General features: G+C 35.5%; 17 protein-coding genes and 1 tRNA gene. 10 read left to right on the top strand and 8 right to left on the bottom strand.

Annotated features, from left to right (window positions below; genetic code table 11):
* Positions 1 to 39 precede the first annotated feature (39 nt).
* Together B0I10_RS03605 and B0I10_RS03600 are read left to right on the top strand one after the other, a co-directional pair.
* On the top strand, positions 40 to 2529 hold the full coding sequence (locus B0I10_RS03605; RefSeq protein WP_112085128.1) for a DUF2339 domain-containing protein: 2490 nt from the start codon (positions 40 to 42) through the stop codon (positions 2527 to 2529).
* Positions 2519 to 3733: a hypothetical protein gene (locus tag B0I10_RS03600; protein WP_181456881.1), complete on the top strand. Its 1215-nt coding sequence runs from the start codon at positions 2519 to 2521 to the stop codon at positions 3731 to 3733. The genes B0I10_RS03605 and B0I10_RS03600 overlap by 11 nt, the downstream gene beginning before the upstream one ends.
* Before the next feature lies 1 nt (position 3734).
* On the opposite strand, the gene B0I10_RS03595 is transcribed toward B0I10_RS03600, so the two are convergent.
* Both B0I10_RS03595 and B0I10_RS03590 read right to left on the bottom strand, forming a co-directional pair.
* Entirely contained in the window at positions 3735 to 4097 is a 363-nt protein-coding gene (locus tag B0I10_RS03595) for a cupin domain-containing protein (protein WP_112085126.1), read from the bottom strand.
* 10 nt (positions 4098 to 4107) lie between these two features.
* On the bottom strand, positions 4108 to 5658 hold the full coding sequence (locus tag B0I10_RS03590) for a helicase HerA-like domain-containing protein (protein WP_112085125.1): 1551 nt from the start codon (positions 5656 to 5658) through the stop codon (positions 4108 to 4110).
* Positions 5659 to 5779: 121 nt separating this feature from the next.
* Here B0I10_RS03590 and B0I10_RS03585 point away from each other — a divergent pair, with 121 nt between their 5' ends.
* From B0I10_RS03585 to B0I10_RS03575, 3 genes are read left to right on the top strand one after another with little or no spacing between them, the layout of a single operon-like run.
* Positions 5780 to 6412 carry a 7-carboxy-7-deazaguanine synthase QueE gene (locus tag B0I10_RS03585; RefSeq protein WP_112085124.1) on the top strand — a complete coding sequence of 211 codons (633 nt, stop codon included), beginning with the start codon at positions 5780 to 5782 and terminating at the stop codon, positions 6410 to 6412.
* Between the two features lie 30 nt (positions 6413 to 6442).
* Complete coding sequence (locus tag B0I10_RS03580; RefSeq protein WP_112085123.1) at positions 6443 to 6844, top strand: DUF2059 domain-containing protein; 402 nt, start codon at positions 6443 to 6445, stop codon at positions 6842 to 6844.
* Between the two features lie 26 nt (positions 6845 to 6870).
* Entirely contained in the window at positions 6871 to 7239 is a 369-nt protein-coding gene (locus B0I10_RS03575; RefSeq protein ID WP_112085122.1) for an energy transducer TonB, read from the top strand.
* A 1-nt stretch (position 7240) separates the two neighbouring features.
* Here B0I10_RS03575 and B0I10_RS03570 read toward each other — a convergent pair whose 3' ends face one another.
* Positions 7241 to 7948, bottom strand: coding sequence for a class I SAM-dependent methyltransferase (locus B0I10_RS03570; protein ID WP_112085121.1), 708 nt, complete (start codon positions 7946 to 7948; stop codon positions 7241 to 7243).
* A gap of 70 nt (positions 7949 to 8018) precedes the next feature.
* Here B0I10_RS03570 and B0I10_RS03565 point away from each other — a divergent pair, with 70 nt between their 5' ends.
* Positions 8019 to 8516 (top strand): YkgJ family cysteine cluster protein, encoded by a 498-nt coding sequence (locus tag B0I10_RS03565; RefSeq protein ID WP_181456880.1) that lies wholly within the window; start codon positions 8019 to 8021, stop codon positions 8514 to 8516.
* 33 nt (positions 8517 to 8549) lie between these two features.
* Here B0I10_RS03565 and B0I10_RS03560 read toward each other — a convergent pair whose 3' ends face one another.
* Entirely contained in the window at positions 8550 to 9815 is a 1266-nt protein-coding gene (locus B0I10_RS03560) for an exo-beta-N-acetylmuramidase NamZ family protein (RefSeq protein ID WP_112085120.1), read from the bottom strand.
* A gap of 84 nt (positions 9816 to 9899) precedes the next feature.
* Here B0I10_RS03560 and B0I10_RS03555 point away from each other — a divergent pair, with 84 nt between their 5' ends.
* The 4 genes from B0I10_RS03555 (at position 9900) to B0I10_RS03540 (ending at position 12697) form a co-directional block, all read left to right on the top strand.
* Positions 9900 to 11135, top strand: coding sequence for an ABC transporter permease (locus B0I10_RS03555; RefSeq protein ID WP_112085119.1), 1236 nt, complete (start codon positions 9900 to 9902; stop codon positions 11133 to 11135).
* A 298-nt stretch (positions 11136 to 11433) separates the two neighbouring features.
* Complete coding sequence (locus B0I10_RS03550) at positions 11434 to 11715, top strand: type II toxin-antitoxin system RelE/ParE family toxin (RefSeq protein WP_112085118.1); 282 nt, start codon at positions 11434 to 11436, stop codon at positions 11713 to 11715.
* 11 nt (positions 11716 to 11726) lie between these two features.
* Positions 11727 to 12026 (top strand): HigA family addiction module antitoxin, encoded by a 300-nt coding sequence (locus B0I10_RS03545; RefSeq protein ID WP_112085117.1) that lies wholly within the window; start codon positions 11727 to 11729, stop codon positions 12024 to 12026.
* 20 nt (positions 12027 to 12046) lie between these two features.
* A complete protein-coding gene (locus tag B0I10_RS03540; protein ID WP_112085116.1) occupies positions 12047 to 12697 on the top strand; it encodes a GldM family protein in 651 nt (216 codons plus the stop codon).
* A gap of 175 nt (positions 12698 to 12872) precedes the next feature.
* On the opposite strand, the gene B0I10_RS03535 is transcribed toward B0I10_RS03540, so the two are convergent.
* The 4 genes from B0I10_RS03535 to B0I10_RS03520 form a co-directional block, all read right to left on the bottom strand.
* A tRNA-Cys gene (locus B0I10_RS03535) sits at positions 12873 to 12943 on the bottom strand.
* A gap of 102 nt (positions 12944 to 13045) precedes the next feature.
* Entirely contained in the window at positions 13046 to 13405 is a 360-nt protein-coding gene (folB, locus tag B0I10_RS03530; RefSeq protein ID WP_112085115.1) for a dihydroneopterin aldolase, read from the bottom strand.
* A 9-nt stretch (positions 13406 to 13414) separates the two neighbouring features.
* Entirely contained in the window at positions 13415 to 14353 is a 939-nt protein-coding gene (locus B0I10_RS03525; protein WP_112085323.1) for a PorP/SprF family type IX secretion system membrane protein, read from the bottom strand.
* A 69-nt stretch (positions 14354 to 14422) separates the two neighbouring features.
* Positions 14423 to 25663 carry a T9SS type B sorting domain-containing protein gene (locus tag B0I10_RS03520; RefSeq protein ID WP_112085114.1) on the bottom strand — a complete coding sequence of 3747 codons (11241 nt, stop codon included), beginning with the start codon at positions 25661 to 25663 and terminating at the stop codon, positions 14423 to 14425.
* Between the last annotated feature and the right edge of the window lie 9 nt (positions 25664 to 25672).

Below are 25672 nucleotides of genomic sequence, written 5' to 3'. Positions count from 1 at the left end.
AATTTCTACTATATTTGTTAGTAACCAAACCGCTAGCACATGGAAGTTTTTTTATTGATGATGGTTCTCGTTTTATTAGTTGCCATAATTTCCAATATCAATTCGAAATTCAAAGCTTCGCAAGACAATCTTAACAAAGTATTGCATAAAGTGGAACAACTTCAAAAGCAACTTCAATCTTTTGAAGGGAAAGAAGTGGCTTCATCAAAACAAGAAGTGATTCCTCCAAAAGTTGAAATTCCAACGCCAATCATTGAAACGGAAATTCCAAAAGTAGTTCAGGAAGTCAAAGAAACGATCCCATCTCCAAAATTTGAAATACCAAAAGAACCGGAAGTGGTCACTTTTCAAAGAAAAGAAGCACCAAAACCAACCTTTGTTCCTCAAAAATCGTGGTTTGAAAGTTTCAAAGAGAAAAATCCGGATATCGAAAAATTCATTGGAGAGAATCTGATTAACAAAATTGGAATTTTAATTTTAGTGCTCGGCATCAGTTTCTTTGTAAAATATGCCATCGATAAAGATTGGATTAACGAACCCGCTCGCGTTGGAATAGGAATTTTGTGCGGTTCCTTTTTAATGGGAATCGCCCACAAACTCAAGAAAAATTACGCCGCATTTAGTTCTGTAATTGTTGCCGGAGCAATCAGTGTTTTTTATTTTACCATAGCCATTGCTTTTCACGAATATCAATTGTTTAGTCAAACAGTTGCGTTTATAATTATGGTGATAATCACTGCTTTTAGTGCATTTATTTCGGTTGCATATAATCGTCAGGAGTTAGCAGTTCTCACATTGATTGGCGGTTTTGCCGCACCTTTTATGGTGAGTACCGGCGAAGGAAATTATGTGGTTTTGTTTACGTATATCGCCATTTTAAATAGTGGTATTCTTGCAATAGCTTATTTTAAAAAGTGGAAAATTGTTTCTATTTTATCGTTTGTGTTTACGTATTTATTGTTTACGTCATGGTACATCAAAGAACTTTTTGCTAATTCGTTACCACACAAAGGAGCTTTACTGTTTGTGTCGTTGTTTTATTTTATTTTTAGCATTCAATTAGTGCTGAATAATATTAGAAATAAAGGTAATTTCTCAGTAATTGAATACGTCATTTTAATCGCCAATAATTTTGTTTTCTTCGGATTGGGAATGGGAATTATTCACAATTGGGGAATTGATTTGAAAGGTTTGTTCACATTAATTCTGGCAATTTATAATTTAATTTATGCTTCAATTCTATACCGAAAATTTGGCTTAGAAAAGAATACAATTTACTTGTTAATCGGACTTACACTTACTTTTGCCACACTCACGATTCCATTACAATTTGAAGGAAATCAAATTACCTTATTTTGGGCAGCCGAAGCCGTTTTGTTATTTTGGTTATCACAAAAATCAAAAATCAATTCGTTTAAAATCGGAGCGGTTTTAGTACAAGGTCTAGCCTTTCTTAGTTTGATTATGGATTGGGAAATTCACTATAACTTTTACAATGAAGAAAAGTTAAGTATTATTTTAAATCCGATTTTTATCACAGGAATCGTTGTTTTCGGCTCTTTATTAGCAACCCTATTTTTATTGAAAAAAGAGACTGAAAATTCAGCTATTTTTTCATTTACATTTAATCCAAATCTTTATAGAAACGTATTAATTTGGATTTCAGTTGTTGTGATTTATTTTGTTGGAATGTTCGAAATTAATTACCATTCATTTGAATCAATTTCAAATTATTACAGTGCTCAATCGCTTGCTTTAGCCTATCATTTTGTGTTTTCAGCCTTGTTGGTTTATTTCAGTTTGAAAACTAAAAACAGTTTGTCAGTCAAAGCAACAACTATTTTGGCAATCGCTAATGTAGTGCTTTATGTGATTGTATATTATGCTATTCCAACAAAAGAATTCGCCGAAGGATTATATATAAAACTCAATTCTAGTATCGCTTTTTATTTTCATTACATCATTTTGTTGTGTTTAATTTATTTTGTCATTGTTCTTGCTAAACAAATTAAGGGCGAAGCCGTATTTGGAATTTTAAAATCAAAATTTGCAATTTGGGTTTTAGTTTTTTGTGGGGTTTATATTTTGAGTAATGAACTAATTGTGCACAGTTTATTTTTTACAGACAGAAATGAATTGATAAGTGATGTCAATAAGAAGATGGTCGAATCTACTTATCCAACAGATAATTATTACAGTAGTTTCCTTTATGATGCTGAATTAGATAGAATTAAAAGACAAGTAATCAAAATTGGTTATCCGGTTTTATGGGGAACGTTGTCTTTTATTATTTTAATTATCGGGATTCGAAGAAATTGGAAACAACTGCGAATTATTGCTCTTTCGTTATTAGGAATAACTATTCTTAAACTGTTTATTTATGATATTAATAATGTTTCGGAAACCGGAAAAATAATCGCATTCATCTTATTAGGTGTGCTAATTTTAATTATTTCTTTTGTTTATCAAAAAATTAAAAAATTAGTTGTCGATGATTCTCACACAAATTCAGCCATTGATGAAAAATAAATTCGCTTTTTTATTGATTTTAATAGCATTTCAAGGATTTGCTCAAAACTATAACGGAACACTTTCTACCATAAATCAAGATGGTTTACATTTGATTTTGTTGAATCCGGAAGTGCGTTCGGCGACAAATTCCAACACTAATTTTTTCAGAATTTTGGATGAAAATAAAAATGAAGTTGCCTTTGTAAATTACAAACCTAAAAATGAAAATAAGTTCGATTTTATCGAATTACCAATTGTTTCAAAGCGAATTTTGAACGATTCCGTAACATCGATTCAAGTTGAAAATAAGAGTGAACGTTCATTAAATAGTTTGGTGGTTGTGATTGCCAATACTTCGGTTGTAAAAAACTACAATGTTAGCGGAAGCAATGATGGTGAAAATTGGTTTGGATTGGTTCAGAATCAACAATTGAGTAATTTGTATAGTGAAAAGGAGAAGCAAGTTGAAAAAACTATTTCTTTTCCATTGAACAACTATTCTTTTTTGCGAATTGATTTTTCTGATAAAAAATCATTGCCAATTAATCTGATGAAAGTGGGCATTTACCAATCGGAAATAAATTATGTAAGTCAATTGGAGCTAACCGATATTACACAAAATGTCATTTCAAATAAAGAAAAAAAGAAAACGCAAATCAGCATTCGTTTTAAAACGCCTCAAGTAATTTCAAAAATAGATTTTGATATTCGTTCTGATTTGTATTACAGAAATGTTCGAATTTTGGTGAATAAATCAAGAAGAATCAAGAAACGGTCCGAAAATTATCAAGAAGAAATCAGTTCGTTTGTTATTAATTCTAAAACCAACAATCAATTTATTTTAGATGATTTTTTTGAAAAGGAATTCATCATCGAAATTGATAATCAAGACAATCAACCCTTAGAAATCAATAAAATTTCATTTTTTCAATCACCGGAATATGTGTTGGCAAATCTGAAATCTACTGAGAATTACACAGTAATTATTGATTCAACTCTTTCTAAACCAAATTATGATTTACAAAATTTTGAATTTGAAAACAGCAAAGAGTTGAAAGTACTTACGATTGAAAATTTCAAAAAATATAACTTAGTAAAATCTCAAAGCCAGGAGCAAAAATTTTGGCAAACCAAATGGTTTTTATGGATTTGTATTGTTATTGGCGGATTGGCTGTAAGTTATTTTGCATTAGGATTGTTGAAAGACATGAAGGAAAAGTAGTTTATTCCTCCCGATGCACCTTCTCAAAATCAAAAGCAGGTTTACAAATAGCAATGTATTCACATACTTCATCAAACGGATTGGAATATTGAACACGAGTGTTTTTCTCAATTTTAATCGATTGACCCGCTTCTAAAACAATTACTTCGTCTTCAATAATAAATTGTTTTTTACCTTTAATGATATAAGTATATTCGTCGAATTCCGGTGTTTGAAAAGGTTCGCTCCAATGCGGAGGTGCAATCATGTGAGCAATGGAAATGTCATTGTTACCATCAGAAGCTTTACCAAAATGTTCTTCGATTAGTTTTCCATCTGTTGTTGGAACGATGAATGGGGATTTTTGTATTTTGAATTTTTTCATGTATCGTTTACTATTTCTTAAACATCTTACTCAATACCCCCAAAGCACCTCTTATAAAAGTCGCACTCGTCAACACCTTCACAACCGGATTTTGTGCCGTGCTTCTTCGGGTTGAAGTTGTTCGAGTTGGAGCTTGTTTTGCTTGTCGATCAGCTTCTTTTTGTTTTGCTACTTCTTCCGCTTTTTTAGCAGCTTGTTCCTCTGCTGCGGTAATTTTTTTATCTAATAATTCAAAAGCACTTTCGCGATCAATTTCTTCGTTGTATTTTTTCGCTAATTTAGATTCAGAAATTAAACTGTCAATTTCTTGTGAAGTTAACACATCCATTCGGCTCATCGGAGCCCGAAGCATCGTGGCAACAAGTGGGGTCGGAATTCCTTTTTCATTTAAAGCGGTAACAAAAGCTTCTCCAATTCCGAGTTGTGTGATCACTTCATCGGTTTTGTAATAATCGGATAGAGGATAATTCTCAGAAGTCATTTTAATCGCTTTTCGGTCATTGGCTGTAAAAGCTCTTAAAGCATGTTGGATTTTCAAACCTAGCTGACTCAAAACACCCGCCGGAATATCTTGTGGATTTTGTGTGATAAAATAAATGCCAATTCCTTTAGAACGAATTAATTTTACGATTGTTTCAATTTGATCTTGCAAGGCTTTACTGGCTTGGTCAAAAATTAAATGAGCTTCGTCAATAAAAATCACCAATTCTGGTCGTCCCGCATCACCTTGTTCGGGCATGGTGCTGTAAATTTCCGCCAACAAACTCAACATAAACGTCGAAAATAATTTTGGTTTATCTTGAATATCGGTCAAACGAATGATGTTCACATAACCATTTCCATTTTTATCAATTCGCATTAAATCGTCAATATCAAAGGATAATTCACCAAAAAATACATCGGCTCCTTGTTGTTCCAATTCGATGATTTTTCGTAAAATGGATCCTGTTGAAGCCGTTGAAATGCGACCGTATTCTTTTTCAATTTCGGCTTTACCTTCATCAGTTATATATTGTAAAACTTTTTTAAAATCTTTTAAGTCCAAAAGGGGTAAATGATGGTCGTCACAATATTTAAAAATCACAGCAACAACGCCACCTTGCGTATCGTTCAAATCTAAAATACGGGAAAATAAAACCGGACCAAATTCTGAAACAGTAGCTCGTAAGCGAACACCATTTTGTTTGGAAATGGTCATTAATTCCACCGGAAAACTTTTTATTTCATAAGGTAAATTAATTTTTCCGTGTCGTTCAGTTATAAAAGGTTGTTCTATTCCGGGCATTGCAATTCCGGAAAAATCACCTTTAATATCCATCATCAAAACCGGAATTCCATTTTTGGAAAGTTGCTCAGAAAGCACTTGAATGGTTTTGGTTTTACCCGTTCCGGTTGCTCCGGCAATTAATCCGTGTCGGTTTAGGGTTTTTAAAGCAATGTTTACTTGGGCATTTCCACCAACGGGTACACCGTCTAACATTGCTCCTCCTAAGGTTATAAAATCTCCTTTGGTAGCATATCCGTTAATAATGTGCTGACTAAATTCTTCGGCTTTACTCATGATTTTTAGATTTAACTCTCAAATGTAATAAAAGCATTTATAAATCAAAAGGTATGATTTTCAAATTTTCAAATTGCTTCATTTTCAAATTGATTACCTTTGTAGCCTATTTTAATTAAAAATGCTTCAAAAAGAAATACAATTAGCGGTTGAAAAAGGCGAGATGCTGCCGCTAATGGAAGAGTTTTACACCATTCAAGGCGAAGGCTATCATACAGGAACAGCAGCTTACTTTATTCGAATTGGCGGTTGCGATGTAGGTTGTCATTGGTGTGATGTAAAAGAAAGTTGGAATGCCGAGTTGCATCCGCCAACACAAACAGATGTTATTGTTGAACATGCGAAAGCCTATGCGGATACAGTTGTTGTCACCGGTGGAGAGCCTTTAACTTGGGACATGTCGGTTTTAACACAAAAATTAAAAGAGGCTCAGTTAAAAATCCATATTGAAACTTCCGGTTGTTACGATGTAACCGGTCAATGGGATTGGTTTTGTCTTTCGCCAAAGAAAAATAAATTACCTGTTCAAAGTGCCTATGATATGGCTAATGAATTAAAAGTGATTATTTATAATAAACACGATTTTATTTTTGCCGAAGAACAAGCAGTAAAAGTAAATGCGAATGCCATTCTTTTTTTACAACCGGAATGGAGTAAAAAAGAGGAAATGACCCCATTAATTGTGGATTACGTTATGAAAAATCCAAAATGGCGAGTATCTTTACAAACGCACAAATATTTGAATATTCCTTAAAATTATTTTATAAATCAAAACAAAAAAATTATGAAAAAAACAGTTTTAACTTTTGCCCTTTTATTGATTACAACACTTGGTTTTTCTCAAGATGCATTTAAAAATGACGTAGTTAAGTACCTTGAAGTGAGTGGTCAATCGAATACATTTAAAATGATTACAAAAGATTTAGCTAGTAATATTCCAGAAGCCAAAAAAGCTGAATTCCAAAAAGAATTAGATGCTTCAATTAATGATTTGATGGGTAAAATGGCAGATATGTACATGACGGAATTTACTCATGATGATGTAAAAGCACTATTAAAATTCTACGAATCTCCAGCTGGAAAAAAATTAACAGATAAAACGGAAGTGCTTTATAACAAAGGACAAACTGTTGGTCAAGAATGGGGAATGGGCTTGCAAACAATGATGATGAAATACATGCAATAATTTTCAAAAATCAATAATTTTTCTCGATGCGATTTTTGTTTTTACTTTTGTTTTTTCAAATCTCTTCTGTACACGCTCAAATTCAAGGTGAAGACGAGGTCTATTTAAACTCAGATGTCATAGATCCGGAATTTCCGGGTGGCATGGATATGTTTTATACTTATTTGATGGCAAGACTTGATAAAAGTAAAATTAAAAACGGAGAAAAATTATTGGTTTCTTTTTTTATAAATAAAGAGGGCAGAATGGAAAAAGTAAAGCTCTTAAAATTTGATGACATGGATACCGCAGTTGAAATCCTCAGAGCATTGAAAAATTTTCCCGAATGGAAGCCTGCCCACAAAAATGGAAATCCAATAAGTGTTGAAATAAAAATCCCGATTATTTTTAACTAAATTAAAGCAATTTTAATTTGGCCAAATAGTCATAATGCTCTCCTTCTTTAATTAATTCACAAGACAAGCCATTTGCTAACGCTGCGTTTTGCAACGTATTATAATCAATATACATCCAATCAAAAGGTTTTTCAGCTTGACCTTTATAGGCTACTTTAAATTCTACTTCTCCGTAGTATTCAGAATCACCCGGAATCCATTTTCCACCATCTTCATCGTCATCAAACATATAAATGATGTCTGAACTGTCTACTAAAACCTGACCGTCTTCAGTCAATAAACTTTTTAGCTTTAGAAGAAATTGAGTGATGTTTTTTAGTCTTCCGCACATTCCGGCACCATTCATCAAAAGTAAAATCGTATCGAATTTTCCATTTTCTAATTGCATCACATCTTGCACTTGTGCTTTTTTCAAACCTCTTAATTCGCAAGCTTTGATAGCATTAGGTGAAATATCAATCGAAGTAACATCAAATCCTTTCTCTTGTAAATAAATTGAATGACTTCCGGCACCGCAGCCCACATCCAGAATTCTTCCTTTGGAAATTTCTAAAGCTTTTTGTTCAATTTTAGGCATTTCATCAAAATCCCGAAACAAATAAGCTACACTCATTTCATCGGCTTCAGAAATTGAAGTTTCGGTTATCAAATCCTGCGGATCATTACCGGTTTGATAGTCTAAAATGGCTTTTCCAAAAAGGTCTTTCATAAAAGTTTAAGAGTTTAGAGGTTTAAGCGTTTAAAAGTTTTTAACTTTGCAGTAATCTAAAATTGATACATTGGCACATTTTCAAATTGACACATTGGCTAAACTTGCCAAAGATAAGCATATCGAAAACAAAAAGTATTTTGATAAGTTAAAAAAGAAAACGCCCAAAAATTTAGATTATGTAATGCAAGATTTGCACGAAGCTGAATTTAAAAAAACCGATTGTTTAGATTGTGCTAATTGTTGCAAAACAACCGGACCGCTTTTTACTTCGGCTGATATTGAACGAATTTCTAAACATCTCAGACAAAAACCACAGCAATTCATCGATCAGTACTTGCGAATTGATGAGGAGAATGATTATGTCTTAAAATCGGTTCCGTGTACGTTTTTAGAAGCTGACAATAAATGTTTTATTTATGATGTTCGTCCAAAAGCTTGTCGAGAATTCCCACACACTGACCGAAAAAAATTCAATCAAATTACTGATTTAACGTTACTAAATGTGGCAATATGTCCAGCGGCCTATAATATTGTAGAACGAATGAAGGAGAAGCTACCGTTGTAGATTTTTCCTTCAGCTCCCATCTTCCAGCCTTTGCTAATAAATCAAATACTTCCCTCTAACCAAATTAAACTCATCCAATCCTTTCTCCCAACTCTTTCTAATCTCATTCTCAGAGAGACCTTTTTCAATTTGTTCTTGCAATTTTTTTGTTCCGGCCAATTTCACAAAAAACGAATTAAAAAACGCTTTTTTGTCAGCAGTTGAATTATATGCTTTGATTAACCATTTCAATTCTAAACGATTTACTTTTGCAATGTTACTCAAATCTTCCCCATAACAAAGTTTGCCATTGTGCACCGGATCTTTGGCTCCTAAATTAGGTTTGGGTGTAAAACTAAAAGTACTTTTAGTTAAAAAAGGTGAACCATAAATCTGAAATTGTTTTTCCGTTCCGCGACCCACACTCACATTCGTGCCTTCAAAAAAACACAAACTCGCATACAAATTAATCGATTGGTCATTAGGTAAATTCGGCGATGGTTTTACGGGTAAACTATAAGCCATTTCGTGTGTATAATTCATATTCGGAACAACCGTTAAATTGCATTGAATCCCATCTTTTAACCATTTTTCGCCATTAATCATTTTGGCATATTCGCCAATCGTCATGCCGTGTAAAACGGGAATCGGATGCATGCCAACAAAACTCGTAAATTCTTTTTCTAAAATAGGGCCATCAACAATACCACCATTCGGATTAGGTCGATCTAAAACGATTAGGGGAATATTGTTTTCCGCACAAGCTTCCATTACATAATGTAAAGAAGAAATATAGGTGTAAAACCTCGCACCTACATCTTGCAAATCAAAAACCATCATATCAATACCAATTAATTGCTCCGGTTTCGGTTTTTTATTATCACCATAAAGCGAAATTATCGGTAATCCGGTCTTAGTATCTTTTCCGTCTTTAATTAATTCTCCGGCATCAGCCGTGCCACGAAAACCGTGTTCGGGAGCATAAATTTTTTGGAGATTGATGTTTTTTTCCAACAAAAAATCCACCAAACTTTCTTTTGTTAATTCAGAGGTTGTGTTTTGAGGAACTGCCGTAGCATTAATTTTAATTTTTCTAACAAACCCAGTCTGATTAGTTACTATTCCTACCTTTTTGTTTTTTAATAAAGGCAAATAACTCGTAATATTTTCTGCTCCGGTTTGAATTGAAAGTTTTAATGTAGTAGTGTCCAAAACCGTATTGCTTTGCTCGTCTATATTCAATTTTGTGTTGCTTTTACAAGAAACAGCAACAATTAAACATCCTATTAAAATTAAATATGTACTTATTTTGTGTTTCATAATTATTTTTTTAATCTGTAAAAATCCGTGGAATCTGTGGCAAAAAACTTTGTGTATCTTTGTCGTGAATTCAAATTATAAACATTGAAATTAGAATATTTCATAGCCAAACGATTAACTACGGCAAAACACCATAAAAGTAGTATATCCAAACCAATAATAAAAATTGCAATAACTGCCATTGCAATCGGAATCATCATGATGATTGTTTCCGTAGCAACCGGCTTGGGTTTACAACAAAAAATACGCCAAAAAGTTTCGGCTTTCAACGGACATATTATTGTTTCTAATTTCGATGATAATCAATCTGAAGTCAGCAAAGTGCCCGTCTCAACAAAACAAGATTTTTATCCTGAGTTCAAAACGGTTGAAGGAGTCAATCACATTCAAGCCGTAGCCAGTAAAGCCGGAATCATCCGAACTGAAAAATCCTTCGAAGGAGTCATTTTCAAAGGTGTCGGAAGTGATTACAAATGGGACAATATAAGTGAATACATTGTCGAAGGAAATATGCCAAATGTAAAAGACCAATTAAACCCTGAAGTACTCATTTCTAAGTATTTGGCTAACCGTCTTTTTCTCAAAGTGGGCGATAAATTCAACACCTTCTTCATGAAAGAAGATAGCAACGAAATGCCAAACCTCCGCGTTTTCACCATAACCGGAATTTACAACTCCGGATTTCAAGAATTCGATGCTACTTATATATTGGGAGACATACGCCACGTTCAACGAATCAATAAATGGCAACCGGACGAAGTAGGAGCCTTTGAAATATTTATCGATGATTTCAATAAAATTGAACAAAAAGGAGAAGAAGTCTATGAACAAACTTCCTATATGCTCGATAGCAAAACTATTGTCGAAAAATACTATTTCATTTTCGAGTGGTTGCAACTCTTTGATTTCAACATTATCGTTATCTTGGTCATCATGATTGTTGTGGCAACAATTAACATGGTTGTAGCACTCTTGGTCCTTATTCTTGAACGTACCCAAATGATTGGAATCCTCAAAGCACTTGGTGCAAATAATTGGACTGTTAGAAAAATATTTCTTTACAACGCATTCCATATTATTCTTCGTGGATTGCTTTGGGGTAATGTCATCGCAATTGTATTAATGCTTGTGCAGCAACAATTTGGTATTGTAAAATTAAACCCCGAAAACTATTATGTAAGTGAGGCGCCGGTCTATTTCAATTGGTTTTATATCCTTCTACTCAACCTCGGAACAATTATCGTTAGTTTACTAGTTTTACTTATTCCATCTTATATTATTACAAAGATATCTCCGGTAAAAGCAATCCGTTTTGATTAGTTTTCTAAAAAATTTACAAACAAAAAAAGAGCAGCTTTTCAATAACTCTTCCAATAGCATCCCTTACCCGATAACAATTCGAAGAATTGGGGTAAACGATGTTGAAAAATATTCTGTTAAAAAGACCTCGTAAGCTTTCTTTAAAATGAATTCAGAATAGCCTATTAAGTATTCAAGGCTTTTTTCCAAAGGAAAAGGAAATGATTATGAATAAGATAGAAAGCCTTGAGTATTAATACGATTTTGTTGTGAACAAAAAAACACTTACCTTTGACGTTAGTATATAATCTATTGTTTTGTGATTAAAAGTTTTACCTGTAAAGAAACGGAGAAAATTTGGCATGGAAATCAATCCAGAAAACTTCCTTCTGACATTCAAAATGTTGCCAGAAGAAAATTAAGAATGATAAATAATGCTCAAAATATAAATGATTTAAGGATTCCACCGGCAAATCATTTAGAAAAATTAAGCGGAAATCTTGAAGGATTTCATAGTATCAGAATTAATAAACAATGGCGAATAATTTTTAGGTGGGAAAATGACAATGCTTTTGAAGTAGAAATTATAGATTATCATTAAATATTGAAATTATGGCAACTTTAAAAAACATACATCCCGGTGAAATATTAAAAGAAGAATTTCTTGTTCCGCTTGAAATATCGGCATACCGTTTATCAAAAGAAACGTTTATTCCTCAAACTCGCATAAGTGAAATTATTAAAGGAAACAGAAGAATAACGGCAGATACAGCTTTGCGATTATCAAAATACTTTGGTACTACTGCTAAGTTTTGGTTAGGATTACAAGATGATTATGATATTGAAGAAGAGGAAATGGCTAAAAAAGATGAATTAGATACTATTCAACCTATGAATACGGATGCTGCATAGTTTTTATTTTAAAATTTTGAATGAATAAATTTCAACTTATATGCTCTTTGCTTTTCTGTCAATTTTTATTGGCACAAAATGATACTACATTAGTTTCAAAACCAAAAATAGGAGTAATTTCTGTTGATAAATTGAATGTGGTTTATAGAGGAATTCAAAATCCAATTTCTATTGCTGTACCAAACGCAAAATCATTCAAAGCTTCTGGTTTAGGTTTAACTTATAATAATGGACATTATTCCATTTCTCCCGGACAAGGAAATGAAGTGGTTGTTAAATTAGAAATAATTTTGGAAGATGATTCTAAAATAATTGAAGAACATCTACTAAGAATTTTAAATTTTCCACCAGTTTTAGGAAGAATAAATAATAGAAATTGCATCGACTGTATAGTTTTAATGAAATTATCTGAATTGGAAAATGCAGAAATTACAGTTTATTTTGAAAATTTATTAACTGGTTTAAAATTTAATGTATCAAGTTTCAGTATTGAATTTTCAGATAATAAAAATATTGATGTTAATGGAAATAGAATCGATGAAAATACATTTAATCAACTTAAAAGGTTAAAAAAGAATAGTGAATTAAAAATTAATAACATAAACTATACTAAAGGTTTAGGAGGTTATTTTAAGAAAGCCGGTGTGATTAATGTTAGAATTTCTGATTAATTTTTCTAAAAATTTACAATAAAAAAACCTCCAAGTTTCCTCGAAGGTTTCAGAGGCATCGCCCCCCCGATAGCAATCGGGAGAACCGGAGTAGACGGTTTTGCGTTATCTTTAATTAATTTTTTATAAAAATTTAAAACAAAAAAAGCTCCTTTTTCAAGAAGCTTTAATTTTGAGGCATCGCCCGGATTCGAACCGGGGTAGACGGTTTTGCAGACCGGTGCCTAGCCGCTCGGCCACGACGCCTTATAATCGGATGGCAAATGTAAATAAAAAGTTTAAAGTTAAAAAGCTATTCGCTAAAAAACTTTTGTAAAAGTAACCTGAAACTTGAAACCTGAAACAAAATCAACTCCTATACTCCTCCATTACCACCGTAACCGCTTCCACATCACCACCAATAGGCGGATTAAGTTTAGAAACCGAAACGATCACGCGTGAAACAGCAGGGATTTCATCAAAAATACGTTTGATAATACGATGAGCAATGTGCTCCAATAACTTGGAGCGAATAGCCATTTCTTCCACCACTACTTTGTTTAGGTGAACATAATCAACTGTATCGTGCAATTCATCTGAAGTAGCCGACTTTCGCATATCAGTTTTAATTTCCAAATCTATTGAATAATCTGAGCCGATTTTGCTTTCCTCCATCAAACAGCCGTGAAACGAAAATGTTCGGATGTTTTGTAATTTAATTGTTCCCATTTGTTGTTTTTAATAGGTGCACGGACAGTTGCTGATGCCTTGGAAAATATCTATACCAAGCGTAACCATGTGCGTACCCGAATTGTAATTCACCAATTTGTTGAGCGTGATTTGATAGGAATAAGCGAAGTAAAAATTACTCTTCTTTAATCCCAACATCGGTCCAATGTTCAAAGGTTCCAACAATTGATCATTTAAAAACCGATAGGAAACACCTGCCCAGTAATAATCATCAAAGTTATAAAAACGAAGCTTCAAATTCAAATCGGTAGTAGATCTTTGATCACTTTCAAAATATTGAAAAAATCCTGATGGTTCCACTTCAAAATCACTGTTTGAACTGCTTCGCCATTTATAACCTGAAAACACTTGATAATTACGAAGTTCAAGCGGTTCAATATCATTAAAAACATCTAAATTTTTGTTTAATAAATTCGCAACGGTAAAACTTCCGTAGAAACCGTTTTTACGATATAAAAAACCAACATCAACATTGTGATTGGTTAATCTTCTATCGTCAACAACCGCCATATCTTGTCCGGTAAAATTTTCAATTTCAATTCTAAACTGATTCAATGCGTAGGATATACCAAACGAAACAAATTGTTCAGCATATTTATCAATTACAATGTGATGGGCAAAACTCACTTTTGCTCCTGATTGACGGGTGTTTCCGTTCTTATCGCTATACAAATACAAACCCACTCCTGATTGATCGTGAATTCGCATATCGGCAGCAAGCGACATATTTTCGGGTGCGTCTTTGATTCCAACCCATTGTGTAAATCCGTTGGCTCTGATTTTTACATTATCACCGATTCCGGCATATACCGGAGAAATCAAAAAAGGATTATCGGCTAAATATTGCGTAAAAGATGGTAGGTTTAATTCCTGGGCTTTTCCGTTTAGAAAGGCCAGCAAAATGAAAAATGGGGCTATTTTTTTCATGGTTGTAGGTTTTTGGGTTAAACCAACTCCAAACTTGTGGCGATTTGGAGTTGGCATTTTTATAAATTTTTATCTGTAAAGCGTAACATTTCCAACAAATTGTCTTCCTCCGTCGAGCGTGATGGTGTACCAATAATCACCGGTAGGTAACAGTGATCCATTGTAGGTTCCATCCCACTCGCCTTTGTGTCCAAATTGCGTAATAATTCTTCCGTAGCGGTCAAAAACTTCTACGCGAGCATTTGGGAATCCTTCTAAATTCTCAGGAACCCACGTATCGTTATCACCATCATCATTTGGTGTAAAGAAGTTCGGAATATCGATGTCGATAAACTCGATGTAAATTTGAGCTTCGGCCGTACAACCGTTTTCATCTTCAACAACCACGGTGTAGGTTCCGGTAGCTAGTATTTGGAAAACATTGTTGTATCCATAATTTACACCATTAAGGAAATAAGTATAACTTCCGCTTCCTCCGGTTGTAGTTGCAGTAAACTGATTTTGATAGGTTTCAGTTAAAGTTAAGGTAATCGGAATATAATTCGAAATGGTAAATCCAATTGTTTCCGAACAACCATCTTCATGAAGAACGGTTACAGTATGATTTCCGTTTGATAAATTGGTAAATACATTTCCAGATTGATATGCTCCACCATCTAACGAGTAGGTTACTTGCGATTCTACATTCTGCATTACTTTGATGGTAACGGTATTAAAAGCTGAATCACCAACACAACCATATACAACATCAGCTCCGGGAGAAATGTTGATTCCTCCATCAACTGCCACTTGCAATGTTGTTACACATCCGTTGGCATCTCTTACATAGATGGTATAGGTTTGTCCGCCAGCTAAATCTTCAAACAAAACACGGTTGGGTGTGTAATTGTTTTCATTATTCAAACTTGTTGAATAAGGAGCAACTCCACCAATGATGGAAATTTCAATTGCTCCTACATTATCACCTGCACACAAATCCGGGAACATCGTTACTAAGGAAGCATCTAAAGGATTTGGTTCGTTAATAGTGATGTTTAACTGGGTAGTACAACCAATCTCATCTCTAACAATAGTCGTGTAATTTCCGGCAGGTAAATTGGTAAATGTTTGGTTTGGACCAAAATCTGTCAAGTTTGGAGAAATGGCAAATTCTAATTGTCCGCTACCGCCAAATGCTGAAACTTGGAAAGAACCTGTTGATTCACCATGACAAGTTACATCCACTTGTGTAAATACCGCTTGAACCGGTGTGGATGGATTGATGGTAAACTGAACTTGTTGCTCACAACCATTACTATGTCTTACTCTGATGGTATGGTTTCCAACCGCAACATTGCTGAATGTTTCTGATGCTTGGAAAGCTCCACCATCTAATGAATAGGTTACATCATTTTCAATAGCTGAATTTACAGTTACGGTAACTGTATTTCCAACGATATTTCCTGCACAAATATAGGTCACATCAATAGTTGGAGAAATTGTTACAGGAGCATCTAACGTTACCGGAATAGAAGAAATACAAGCATTCGCATCTTGAACGAAAATGGTATAGGTTTGTCCACCAGTTAAATTAGCATAAGTAAATTGATTGGCTACAAAGTTATTTTGATTATTCAAACTTGTTGAATAAGGAGCAACGCCGCCGTTTACAGCAATTGTGATGCTTGCGTTTCCATCGTCTGTACATAATTCCTGCACCAATGCAGAAACACTTGAATTCACAACGGTTGGTTCTGTAATGATTACTTGTTGCGTAACATTACATCCAATTCCATCTCGAACGATAATGTCATACGTTCCGGCAGCTAAGTTCGTAAACACATTGTTTGTTGTAAATGTGGTTAAGTTAGGTGAAATTGCATATTCAATCGTTCCTGTTCCTCCGGTAACATCAACCGTTACACTTCCGGTTGAATCTCCGTTACAAAGTACGTTTTGAACACTTGATAAAGTTGCACTTAACGGTTGATTATCATCGATATTCACATCAACAGTTTTGGTACAACCATTTGTGTGTTGAACTGAAATAGTATGGTTTCCGGCTGGAACATTCACAAACACATTTGAGGCTTGATATGTTCCACCATCCAAAGCATATTGAACATTTCCAACTGCTGATGCATTGACAGAAACAGTTACGATGTTACCCGGCACATTTCCTGTACAATTATACACAACTGATTCGATAGCTGGAATTACTTCTACCGGAGCATCTAAGAAGATATACGCAATTGTTTCACAACCATTGGCATCTTTTACGAAGATGAAATAATCAGTTCCTCCTGCTAATCCTGAGAACGATAATTGTCCTTCAACAAAAGCACTTGGATCTTGGTTGTTCAAACTGGTTGAATATGGTGCAGTTCCGCCGGTGATTAGAACGGTAAACGAACCATCATTATCACCTAAACACAAGTTTTGGACAACAGATATTAAATCAACATCGGCTACTATTGGAGCAGGTTCTGTGATTTCAACATCCAATAAAATGAAACAACCGTTTTGATCTTGAACAATAATATCATAATTCCCCGGAGCTAAATTGTTGAATGTTCCGGTGTTGAAAAATTGATTCAAATTAGGCGAAATCGCATATTGAACTGTTCCTGTTCCTCCTGTAGTTTGGATGGAAACACTTCCGTTTTCACCACCATTACATAAAACATTATTGACAGTCAAGTTAGAAATCATCAATTCTTGCGGATCAGTGATTTGGATAACTGATGAAACTGCATTACAATCCACACTATCCACCTCAACGATATAATTACTAGATGGAAGATTGGTAAACATTCCGCTACTTTGTGGACCGGCAATTACGTTATTTGCTCCATCTAAAAGCGTGTAACTATAATTTCCTAAACCGCCTGTTGTGTTGGCAATGATGGTTGCTGTACTTTCTCCAAAACAGTTGATGGTGGCACTATTCAGATTCAAATTCAATTCTAAATCAGGAATAGTTTCTATCGTAATTTGATTGGTTTGAACTACGGCACAATTGTTTGCATCTCTTACAAAAAACTGATACGTTCCAGGACCGACATTGTAAACCGTTGTGTTGGTAAAAGTGAATCCGTCTGTGCTGTATTGATACGGAGCCATTCCACCCGAAGCAGAAACAGTGATTACCGCATCATTTTGACAGGTTAATGAACTCGTTAAGGTTAATGAAGCCACTACAGTTGTTGGTTCAGTGATAGTGATAATGTTGGTTGTAAAATCACAATTCCATCCGTCTGTGATGGTGATGCTGTAAATTCCGGCACCTAATCCATCAAAAGTTGGACTCGTTTGTCCTCCTGAACTGGTTACAATTGTTGTTCCGGTAGAATCATAGGTGTTCAAAATATATTGATATGTTCCTTGACCTCCTGTTACATTTGCTGCCGTTACAGAAGCATTTGTATCACCATTACAAAGTAAATTAGTATTGGTAGAAGTAAGATTCGCTGAAATTAAACTCGGTTGAATCAGAATAACAGTTGAACTTACTGAACAACCTCCGGCATCTTCCACAGTAACTGTATAATTTCCGGCAGTCAATCCTGAGAATAAAGAATTGGCTCCAAAAGGCTGAACAGTTGTAGCAGTCGTGTTGTTAACCAATTCATATTGATACGTTCCCCATCCTCCGGTTGCATTGGCAAAAATTTCACCTAAATTATTTGTACAAGTCACATTTGCTGTTTCATTAGCAGTTAAAACCAAAGGCTCACTTGGAGAAGAAACAACTGCAAAGTTAGATGTAGCTGTACAGAAAGGTGTTTCGGTAGCTGTTAAAACCACTTGATAATTTCCGCCTGATAATCCAGAAACGATAAATGGATTTATAGCAGTATTTCCGCTTCCGGAAGCAACCGTATTTCCTTGAATATCAATTACATAATAGGTAACATTTCCAACATAACCCAAAACATTCACGGTGATTGTTCCATCCGTATCGCCAAAACACGTTACAGCAGATGAGTTGATTATAGTTGCTTCGATGGTATCAAAAGGAGCAATTTCGTAAGGAGCTGTTATAAAATAACAATCTGTAACATTATCAGTTACTTGGAATGTATAAGCTCCAGGTTCAGTCAACGTAAAGTTGGCACTGAAGACTCCACTTCCCGGTGTGATGGCAGGCCGACTTCCTTGTGGTAATAATTCAAACGTAAAATCACCAGAACCACCGGTTACATTAATTTGAACGGTTCCGTCATTTGTACACGTTAAATTCGTTACCGTTGTTGCAGTAACTGCAGTAATGGTTGGTAGCGGATTTATGTTAACGACCGTAGTTGCCAAACAGTTATTAGCATCACGAACAGTCACAGTAATGTTTTGAACACTTCCATTATCTACAATTGTAAATGTGTTGGAAGCGAAGAAATTCGTTGCGTTAATGCTGTAAACATAAGGAGCTGTTCCAAAATTGGCTGTGGCTGTAATGGTTGATGTTTGAACCACATTAGAAGCATCACAAGCAAAATCGGTAGCTGTTGCAGCAACTGTTAATAAAGCCGGTTCATCAATTACAATGATTTCTTGTAACGAACAATCTCTGGCAGAAGTCACAGCAATCGTATAAGTTCCAGCCGCTAATCCGGTGAAAACCCCATTATTTTGAGAAATTGGGGCATTTACACCATCTGTTAAAACATACGTGTAAATCGGGTTATCATTTGATGATGGTAAAGTCACGGTAATACTTCCGTCATTTCCGCCATTACAACTTACATCATTATGAACAGTGGTAAAAGTTACAGGAGTTGCAGGTTCTAATTCAATTGGAGCTTGAGCAGAACAACCTGTGGTTGTGTCATTGATTACCACCACATAATTTCCTGAAGCCAATCCGTTGAATATTGGAGAAGCTTGAGCAGCAACAATTACACCGCCTACATTGTTTTGTAGTTCATAAGTAAAAGTTCCGCTTCCGCCGAAAGGTGTTACGGTAATAATTCCATCGTTATTAGCACAAGAAGTTTGAGCTGTAATTGCCGGAGTTAAATTCAAAGGAGCAGGAATAGTAAGGTTTACAGTATGAATACATCCGTTAAAATCTCTCACTCCAATTGAATAATTTCCTGAATTCAAATTGGTATAAGTAAATGTTGGAACCGTTTGTGCTTGGAATGTTCCGCCGTTTAAACTGAACGTATAAGGAGCAATTCCGGCCGTTGTTAACGTTACTTCAATGGTGAAATCGCCTTGAGCAGCTGTACATAAATTGGTTACAGTAGCTGAAATTTGCGGAGAAGGATCTGTTGGAACAAATACAGGTGCTGATTGAATACATCCGTTGGCATCTTGAATATATACTACATAATTTCCGCCTTCCACATTGAAAACATTGGTTGCACTGCCCGCCCACGTGGCAACAGTTGGTGCAGGGTTGCCTGCTAAAACCAATTGATATTGATAAGGAGCTGTTCCAAATTGACCTGTTGCAGTGATTCGTCCTCTGTTGTTTAAACAGTTGTCGTTTCTGGTAACATTCGCAGTTACTTGCAATAAATTAGTTGATTGTGAAATGGTAAATGGTATTGATGCACTACTACATCCGGTTAATGTTCCTCCATTTTCAGTAAACAAAATGTAATAAATTCCGGGAGCTAATGGGCCAAGATTTGTAACAGAAATTGGTCCGCCAAGCGGTGATGACATTCCCGTAATTCCAGTGGAAATATTCGATTGAGAATTAAATACTTCGTAGGATACACTCGTCGCTGTAGCATCATAATTATCAAATGTAAAATTCACAAAACCATCATTACTTCCCGTACAACTAACATTTCCAACCATATCTATCACCGAAGTTAAATTGGATGGGGTGTTAATTGGTGTATCAGCAGTTTTAAAATAATAACAATCGGTTATTAAATCGTGTACTACAAAAGTGTACGTTACACCCGGAACTAATCCTGTAAAAGTAGAAGTTTCAGGAGTTCCAACATCAGCCGGTTGGTAGTTTGTGGAATAAGGTAAGGTGTTGGTTTCTAAAATAGCAAATTCATACGAACCACTACTTACTGCAGAAGTTACTGTAATTACCGCCGTTCCACCGTTCACACAATTAGAAGTGGAAGCAGAAACATCAATAATCAAATCACTTGGAGGTGAAGCAATGATGATTTCATCCACTATAAATACACATCCGTTGGCATCAATTACTTCTACATTATAAATTCCGAAATTAAGAATTTGGAAGGAATGATTTTCATTGGTTACCGGAGTATATGAATCTATAAATCCGAAGTTATTATTTAAAATATAAGTATATGGAGCTGTTCCACCGGCTACACCTTGCACGATTATTTCACCATAAGAAGTACCACCCGGATTGTTACACGTAATATCTACCGTAGTAATTGTGAAAGCAATCGGATTAGGTTCAGTTAATGTAATAGATGCTGTATCGGTACACGAATTAGCATCTGTTAACGTAATTTGATAATTTCCGGCTGTTAATCCCGACGTTTGCGTTCCGTAATTTATACCGGTTGTGGTATTGATTACTTCTAAAACAAAAGGAGCCAATCCAACTGCGTTATTGGTATTGATTTGAATTTCTCCTTCGTTTCCTCCATGACATAAAATTCCTTGTAATTCTACAACCGAGGTAATTTCCGGCAATGTCAACGGGTCAACAGTAACAATTTGACTTGTAAAAGTACAGCCTTGTGCATCGGTTATCAAAAATTGATAATTTCCGGAGTTCGCAGTAGAATACACAAAGTTAGTTCCAACCACATTCGTGGATGTTCCAAAAGCTCCCCCGTTAAAAGAAACTTGATAGGTAAACGGCGCTAATCCGCCAGCGATTGCAGCTGAAATTTGAGCGTTTGGCGACGCCGTACAATCCAAACCTTTGGTTAACGATAAATCGCCTGTTAATTCAGGTTGAATGGTTTGCGAAACAGTTGAGGTACATCCATTGGCATCCGTAATAATTACCGTATAACTTCCCGGAGTTAAATTGGCAAATGTGTTTGAATTTTGTGATGGATTTCCATTGATACTGTAGGTATAAGGAACTACACCACCCGTCACTGCAATTACTAATGTAGCCCCATTAGCGTCAAAACATAAATCGGATGACGATGCAATTACAGCAACAGGATTTGTTGGCGTAGTTAGGTTGAATGTGTTGCTCACAACACAACCATTGATATCATTAACCGAAATCGTATAGGTTCCGGCTTGAGTTAAATTTGTAAACGTGGCATTTGATTGAGGTCCAACCACTACCCCATTTGGTTGCGTTAGTTGGTATTGATAACTTCCCCACCCGCCGGTAGCTGTAATGATTACACTTCCGTTAGAATTACAACTAATTTGATTGGTAACAAATGTAAAACCCAACGCACTACTTGGTGCTTCAATTATAGCTGTCGTGGTGTCTGTACAATTAGTAATGGTGTCTGTAACCGATATCGTATAAGCTGAAGCTGTTAATCCGGTTAAAGAAATAGTCGCTAAATTTGAATTATTCGCTGATGCAACAATTGCATTCGCACTATTCACAATTTGATAATTGTACGGATTTGAATTGGTTACCGAAAATGAAATTTCTCCATTTGAAGCTCCAAAACAAACCACATTGCTTATCGTTTGACCAATTACATCAATAATTGGTAACGGGTTGATAGTGTAGGTTTCTTGATACGTACACCCATTGCTGTCGGTTACTTGAAACGTATAAGTTCCGGCAGTTAATCCTGCAAAAACAGGATTAGTTCCGTTGTTAACCGTTTGTCCGGCTGGAGCGATAATTTGAAAGGTAAACGGAGCAGTTCCGCCAACGGTGGTAACTGTAACTGTTGCATTTTGTGACGGACACGTTAAAGCAGTTGCACTAAACGTTAAATCGGTTAATTGATTAGGTGCAACTAATGCAATGGTATTAGTTATAAAAACACAGCCGTTGGCATCTTGAATATAAATCGTATAATTTCCGGATGTTAAATTAGCAAATTCAGATGCTGAGATGAAATTAACACCATCAATACTATACAAATACGGAGCAGTTCCGCCGGAGACACTTCCCGGTTGAATTCCGATTGTTCCTGCGTTGGTTATACAAGTATAATTTTCAGTAATCACAGCCACACCGGTCATTGGTGTTGGTTCAGTAATGGTAAAATCGGTTGGGAATTCACACACCCGATTTCCTTGTGATTGAACCAAAACAACAGTGTAATTTCCAGCAGGCAGATTATTGAAAATGCCCGAATTATTAGTGCTAATGATGTTTCCGTTTTCATCTAATAATTGATAAGAAACTTGAAAGCCATTTGATGAAGTTAAATTGTAGATAATTGATCCATCATTCTGACCAAAACAATTTATGTCGTGAATAGTTGTCGTGAATTGAACATTGGGAACTAACTCAATTGTTACGGGATTGGATAAAGCAGTACAATTATTTGCATCTACAACTATAAAAACATAGGTTCCTTGTTGACCAAATTCAATGTCAAAAATAACGCTGGTTTGATAATCTGCTGCTGTTGGATTTTGCAAGATTCCATTGTAACTATAAATAGCAAAAGAATGTGGTGGTTGTCCACCAGAAGGATTTACTAAAATGTTGCCTTGATTACAAGTGATATTTTGAGAAACAGTTGCTACTAAAGCCAAATCATTTTGATCTACAATGGTCACTGCTCCTGTAAATGAACAACCATCTTCTGTAACAACTGTAACGGTATAAGTTCCCGGATTTAGGTTATTGAAGGTATAATCGTTATCAACAACCCATCCGCTTGTTGCAGAAATTGGATTAGTGATGTTAAATTGATATTGCGGCTGTGCTCCTGTTGCTTGCACACGAATACTTCCAAAACCATTACAATTGGTGTTTTGTGGAATCAAATTAACTTGAAAATTATTTTGTTGAATTCCGATGTTTGGCAATTCGAAAACACATCCGTCAGTCACACCAATTTGTGTAACTTGAACGGTGTAAACTCCCGCATTTGTAATTGTAAACACCGGATTATTTTGATAAGGAACTAAAATGTTTCCTGTTGTTTGATCAACTAATTGAAATTGATAATCCGACGGAAGATTCGTTATCGTAATGCTTCCAGGTGTATTACAAAGTATGTTTGTTGTTACATACTGAATGTCTAATAAATTCGTATACACATTAAAATAGAAACGAGTAAAACAGCCATCTTGATAATTGATTGTCAAGCGATATTGTCCTGCCGTTGTTACATTAAAATTGGCACCCGTTCCCACTTGATTCCATGAACAAGACGGGTTATTATTAGCACATGTATCAATACCAACCGCTGGACAACTTGCTTCATTCAACACCTCCCAAACAATACTGGTTGCATCACTGATTCCGGTTTGAATAAGCTGACTATCATTGGTTCCACATAAGAATATATAAGGCAATTGTTCTCCATTATTCGGACAAATCACCACCTCATCGGCAAAAGGAATCACCGGATTGGTTTGTGTTGCTCCAAATAATAATACATTAAACGTTTGAGTAATTCCGATGCACGGAGGAGTTGCTGTATTCACAACTGTATACGTTCCCACATTGGAAACAGTAATGGTTTGCGTATTTCCAATTACTACATTGGAACTATTGTACCAAGTGTACGTTTCGTACCCATTAGCTGCGGTAAGCGTTATATCACTACCACATAAATAGGCTTCATTTTCAAAAATACAATCATCGATATCGACCAAGAAATTCGCCGGACCCGGTTGACCAAATCCACAACTGTCTAGTCCGGCAAAACTTGGGTCATTTGATATCCAATTGCTGTTTAAAACTCCACGATAAGTAGCATAGGCTTGATTCTGAATTAAATTTGAACAAGCATCTTCCAACTCACTGCAAGTTGTTGCCACTTGAACGCGAATGCGAATGGTATAAATAGGATCGCCCATTTCTACCAAATTATTTGGTAAATTAAAAATCAGTTCATCAAAAGCAGGATCATTAGTGAAAGTCACCCCAGGAGCTCCACTTAAATCCACTGAAATAAACGTGGTGTTAATCGGTAAAATATCTCGTATTGTGGCGTTGGTAGCATCATCATTACCTACATTTTGAAAAGTAATAACATAATCTAAGAATTGCCCTAGGTTCACATCAGCCCCACCGATGTCGTTTCCTGCTAAATCTTCGACTGTTTTTACTAATTTAATATCCGGTTCTATGACTTCAATATTAAATGCATTGAAGAACATAAAGTAAGTGTCTTGTGTTGAGGTAATCCGAAGTGTTGCTCCGGTTTCATTATTCGGAATTACACTGTTAAGCGGATTCGCTACTGTAATAATATCTCCATCGTATCCCAACGTATTTAAACTGTTTGGAACTCGATCTACAAAGTCAGTGTTGTTAAGCGTTAATCGACTATTAAAAAAATTGTTGGTTACATTTAATGTATTGCCCAACGCGGTAAAAGTAGCGTTTGAGTCAGCTCTAAATAACAACTGATCGCCCGTAATTCTATTATCACCTTCTAAGGCGGCCGAAGCTAATTTTGCTCTTACCGGAAATGGCGGAGGCAAAGTCGTAAATCCGGAGTAAGAAATATCCGTTTGACCAATTGTGGCACGAACGCCTGCAAAACCGTCATAAGCCGTAATGTATTTTCCCGTCATGGTTGGATTTTCGTATACAAAGAAAATAGTCCATCCTCCCGAAACTCCTCCCCCATTTATTTGTCCTTGCGTAGCTCTAATATTTGCCACTGTGTATTCTCCTTCCGGATTGGCTAAACCGGTTACCAAAGAAGTAATGTCTGCAAAACAACTGTATGGACTGTTTGCTATAAAATTAGGGTCTGTAAATCCGTCAAATAGCAATTGTCCGGTGATGTTTTGATAAGCACCTCCGGGCAATTTTAATCGCACTTGATTAAAATCATTTTCACGCACATTATCACCTTCTCCCGGAGAAGTAGAAAACCCGTTATTGAATCGATACGTGGCTGACCAATATAATCCGGCATACACAATTTTGTTGCATCCGCTGGCAGGCAAAAGTAGAGATGCACTACTGGAACTGAACGTACTTGGGTCGCTATCAATATCGATGTAACGCATGTTAAGGTTATCATTGAATTCAGATGAATTTCCAACTTCATTGTACGGAACATTCGGGCTGTCGGAATTGGTTTGTCTGTTAACAATTCCGTTTGAAATCAAAGTCATATCTCCTTTTAAATTTCGTTCATAGCGAACCGTAAAAGGAACCGGAACTTGGGCATAGGCAGCCAAGTTGAGTAGTAAAAAACAACCGAGTAGGAAGATTGTTTTTAAGTGTGGCATTTGGGGCGTTTTCATTTTGGGGTG

This window comes from Flavobacterium lacus, from assembly GCF_003268815.1.
GTDB classification, from domain to species: Bacteria; Bacteroidota; Bacteroidia; order Flavobacteriales; family Flavobacteriaceae; genus Flavobacterium; species Flavobacterium lacus.
Note: the sequence above shows the minus strand (reverse complement) of the source record. Positions and strands in the feature narration are given on the sequence as shown.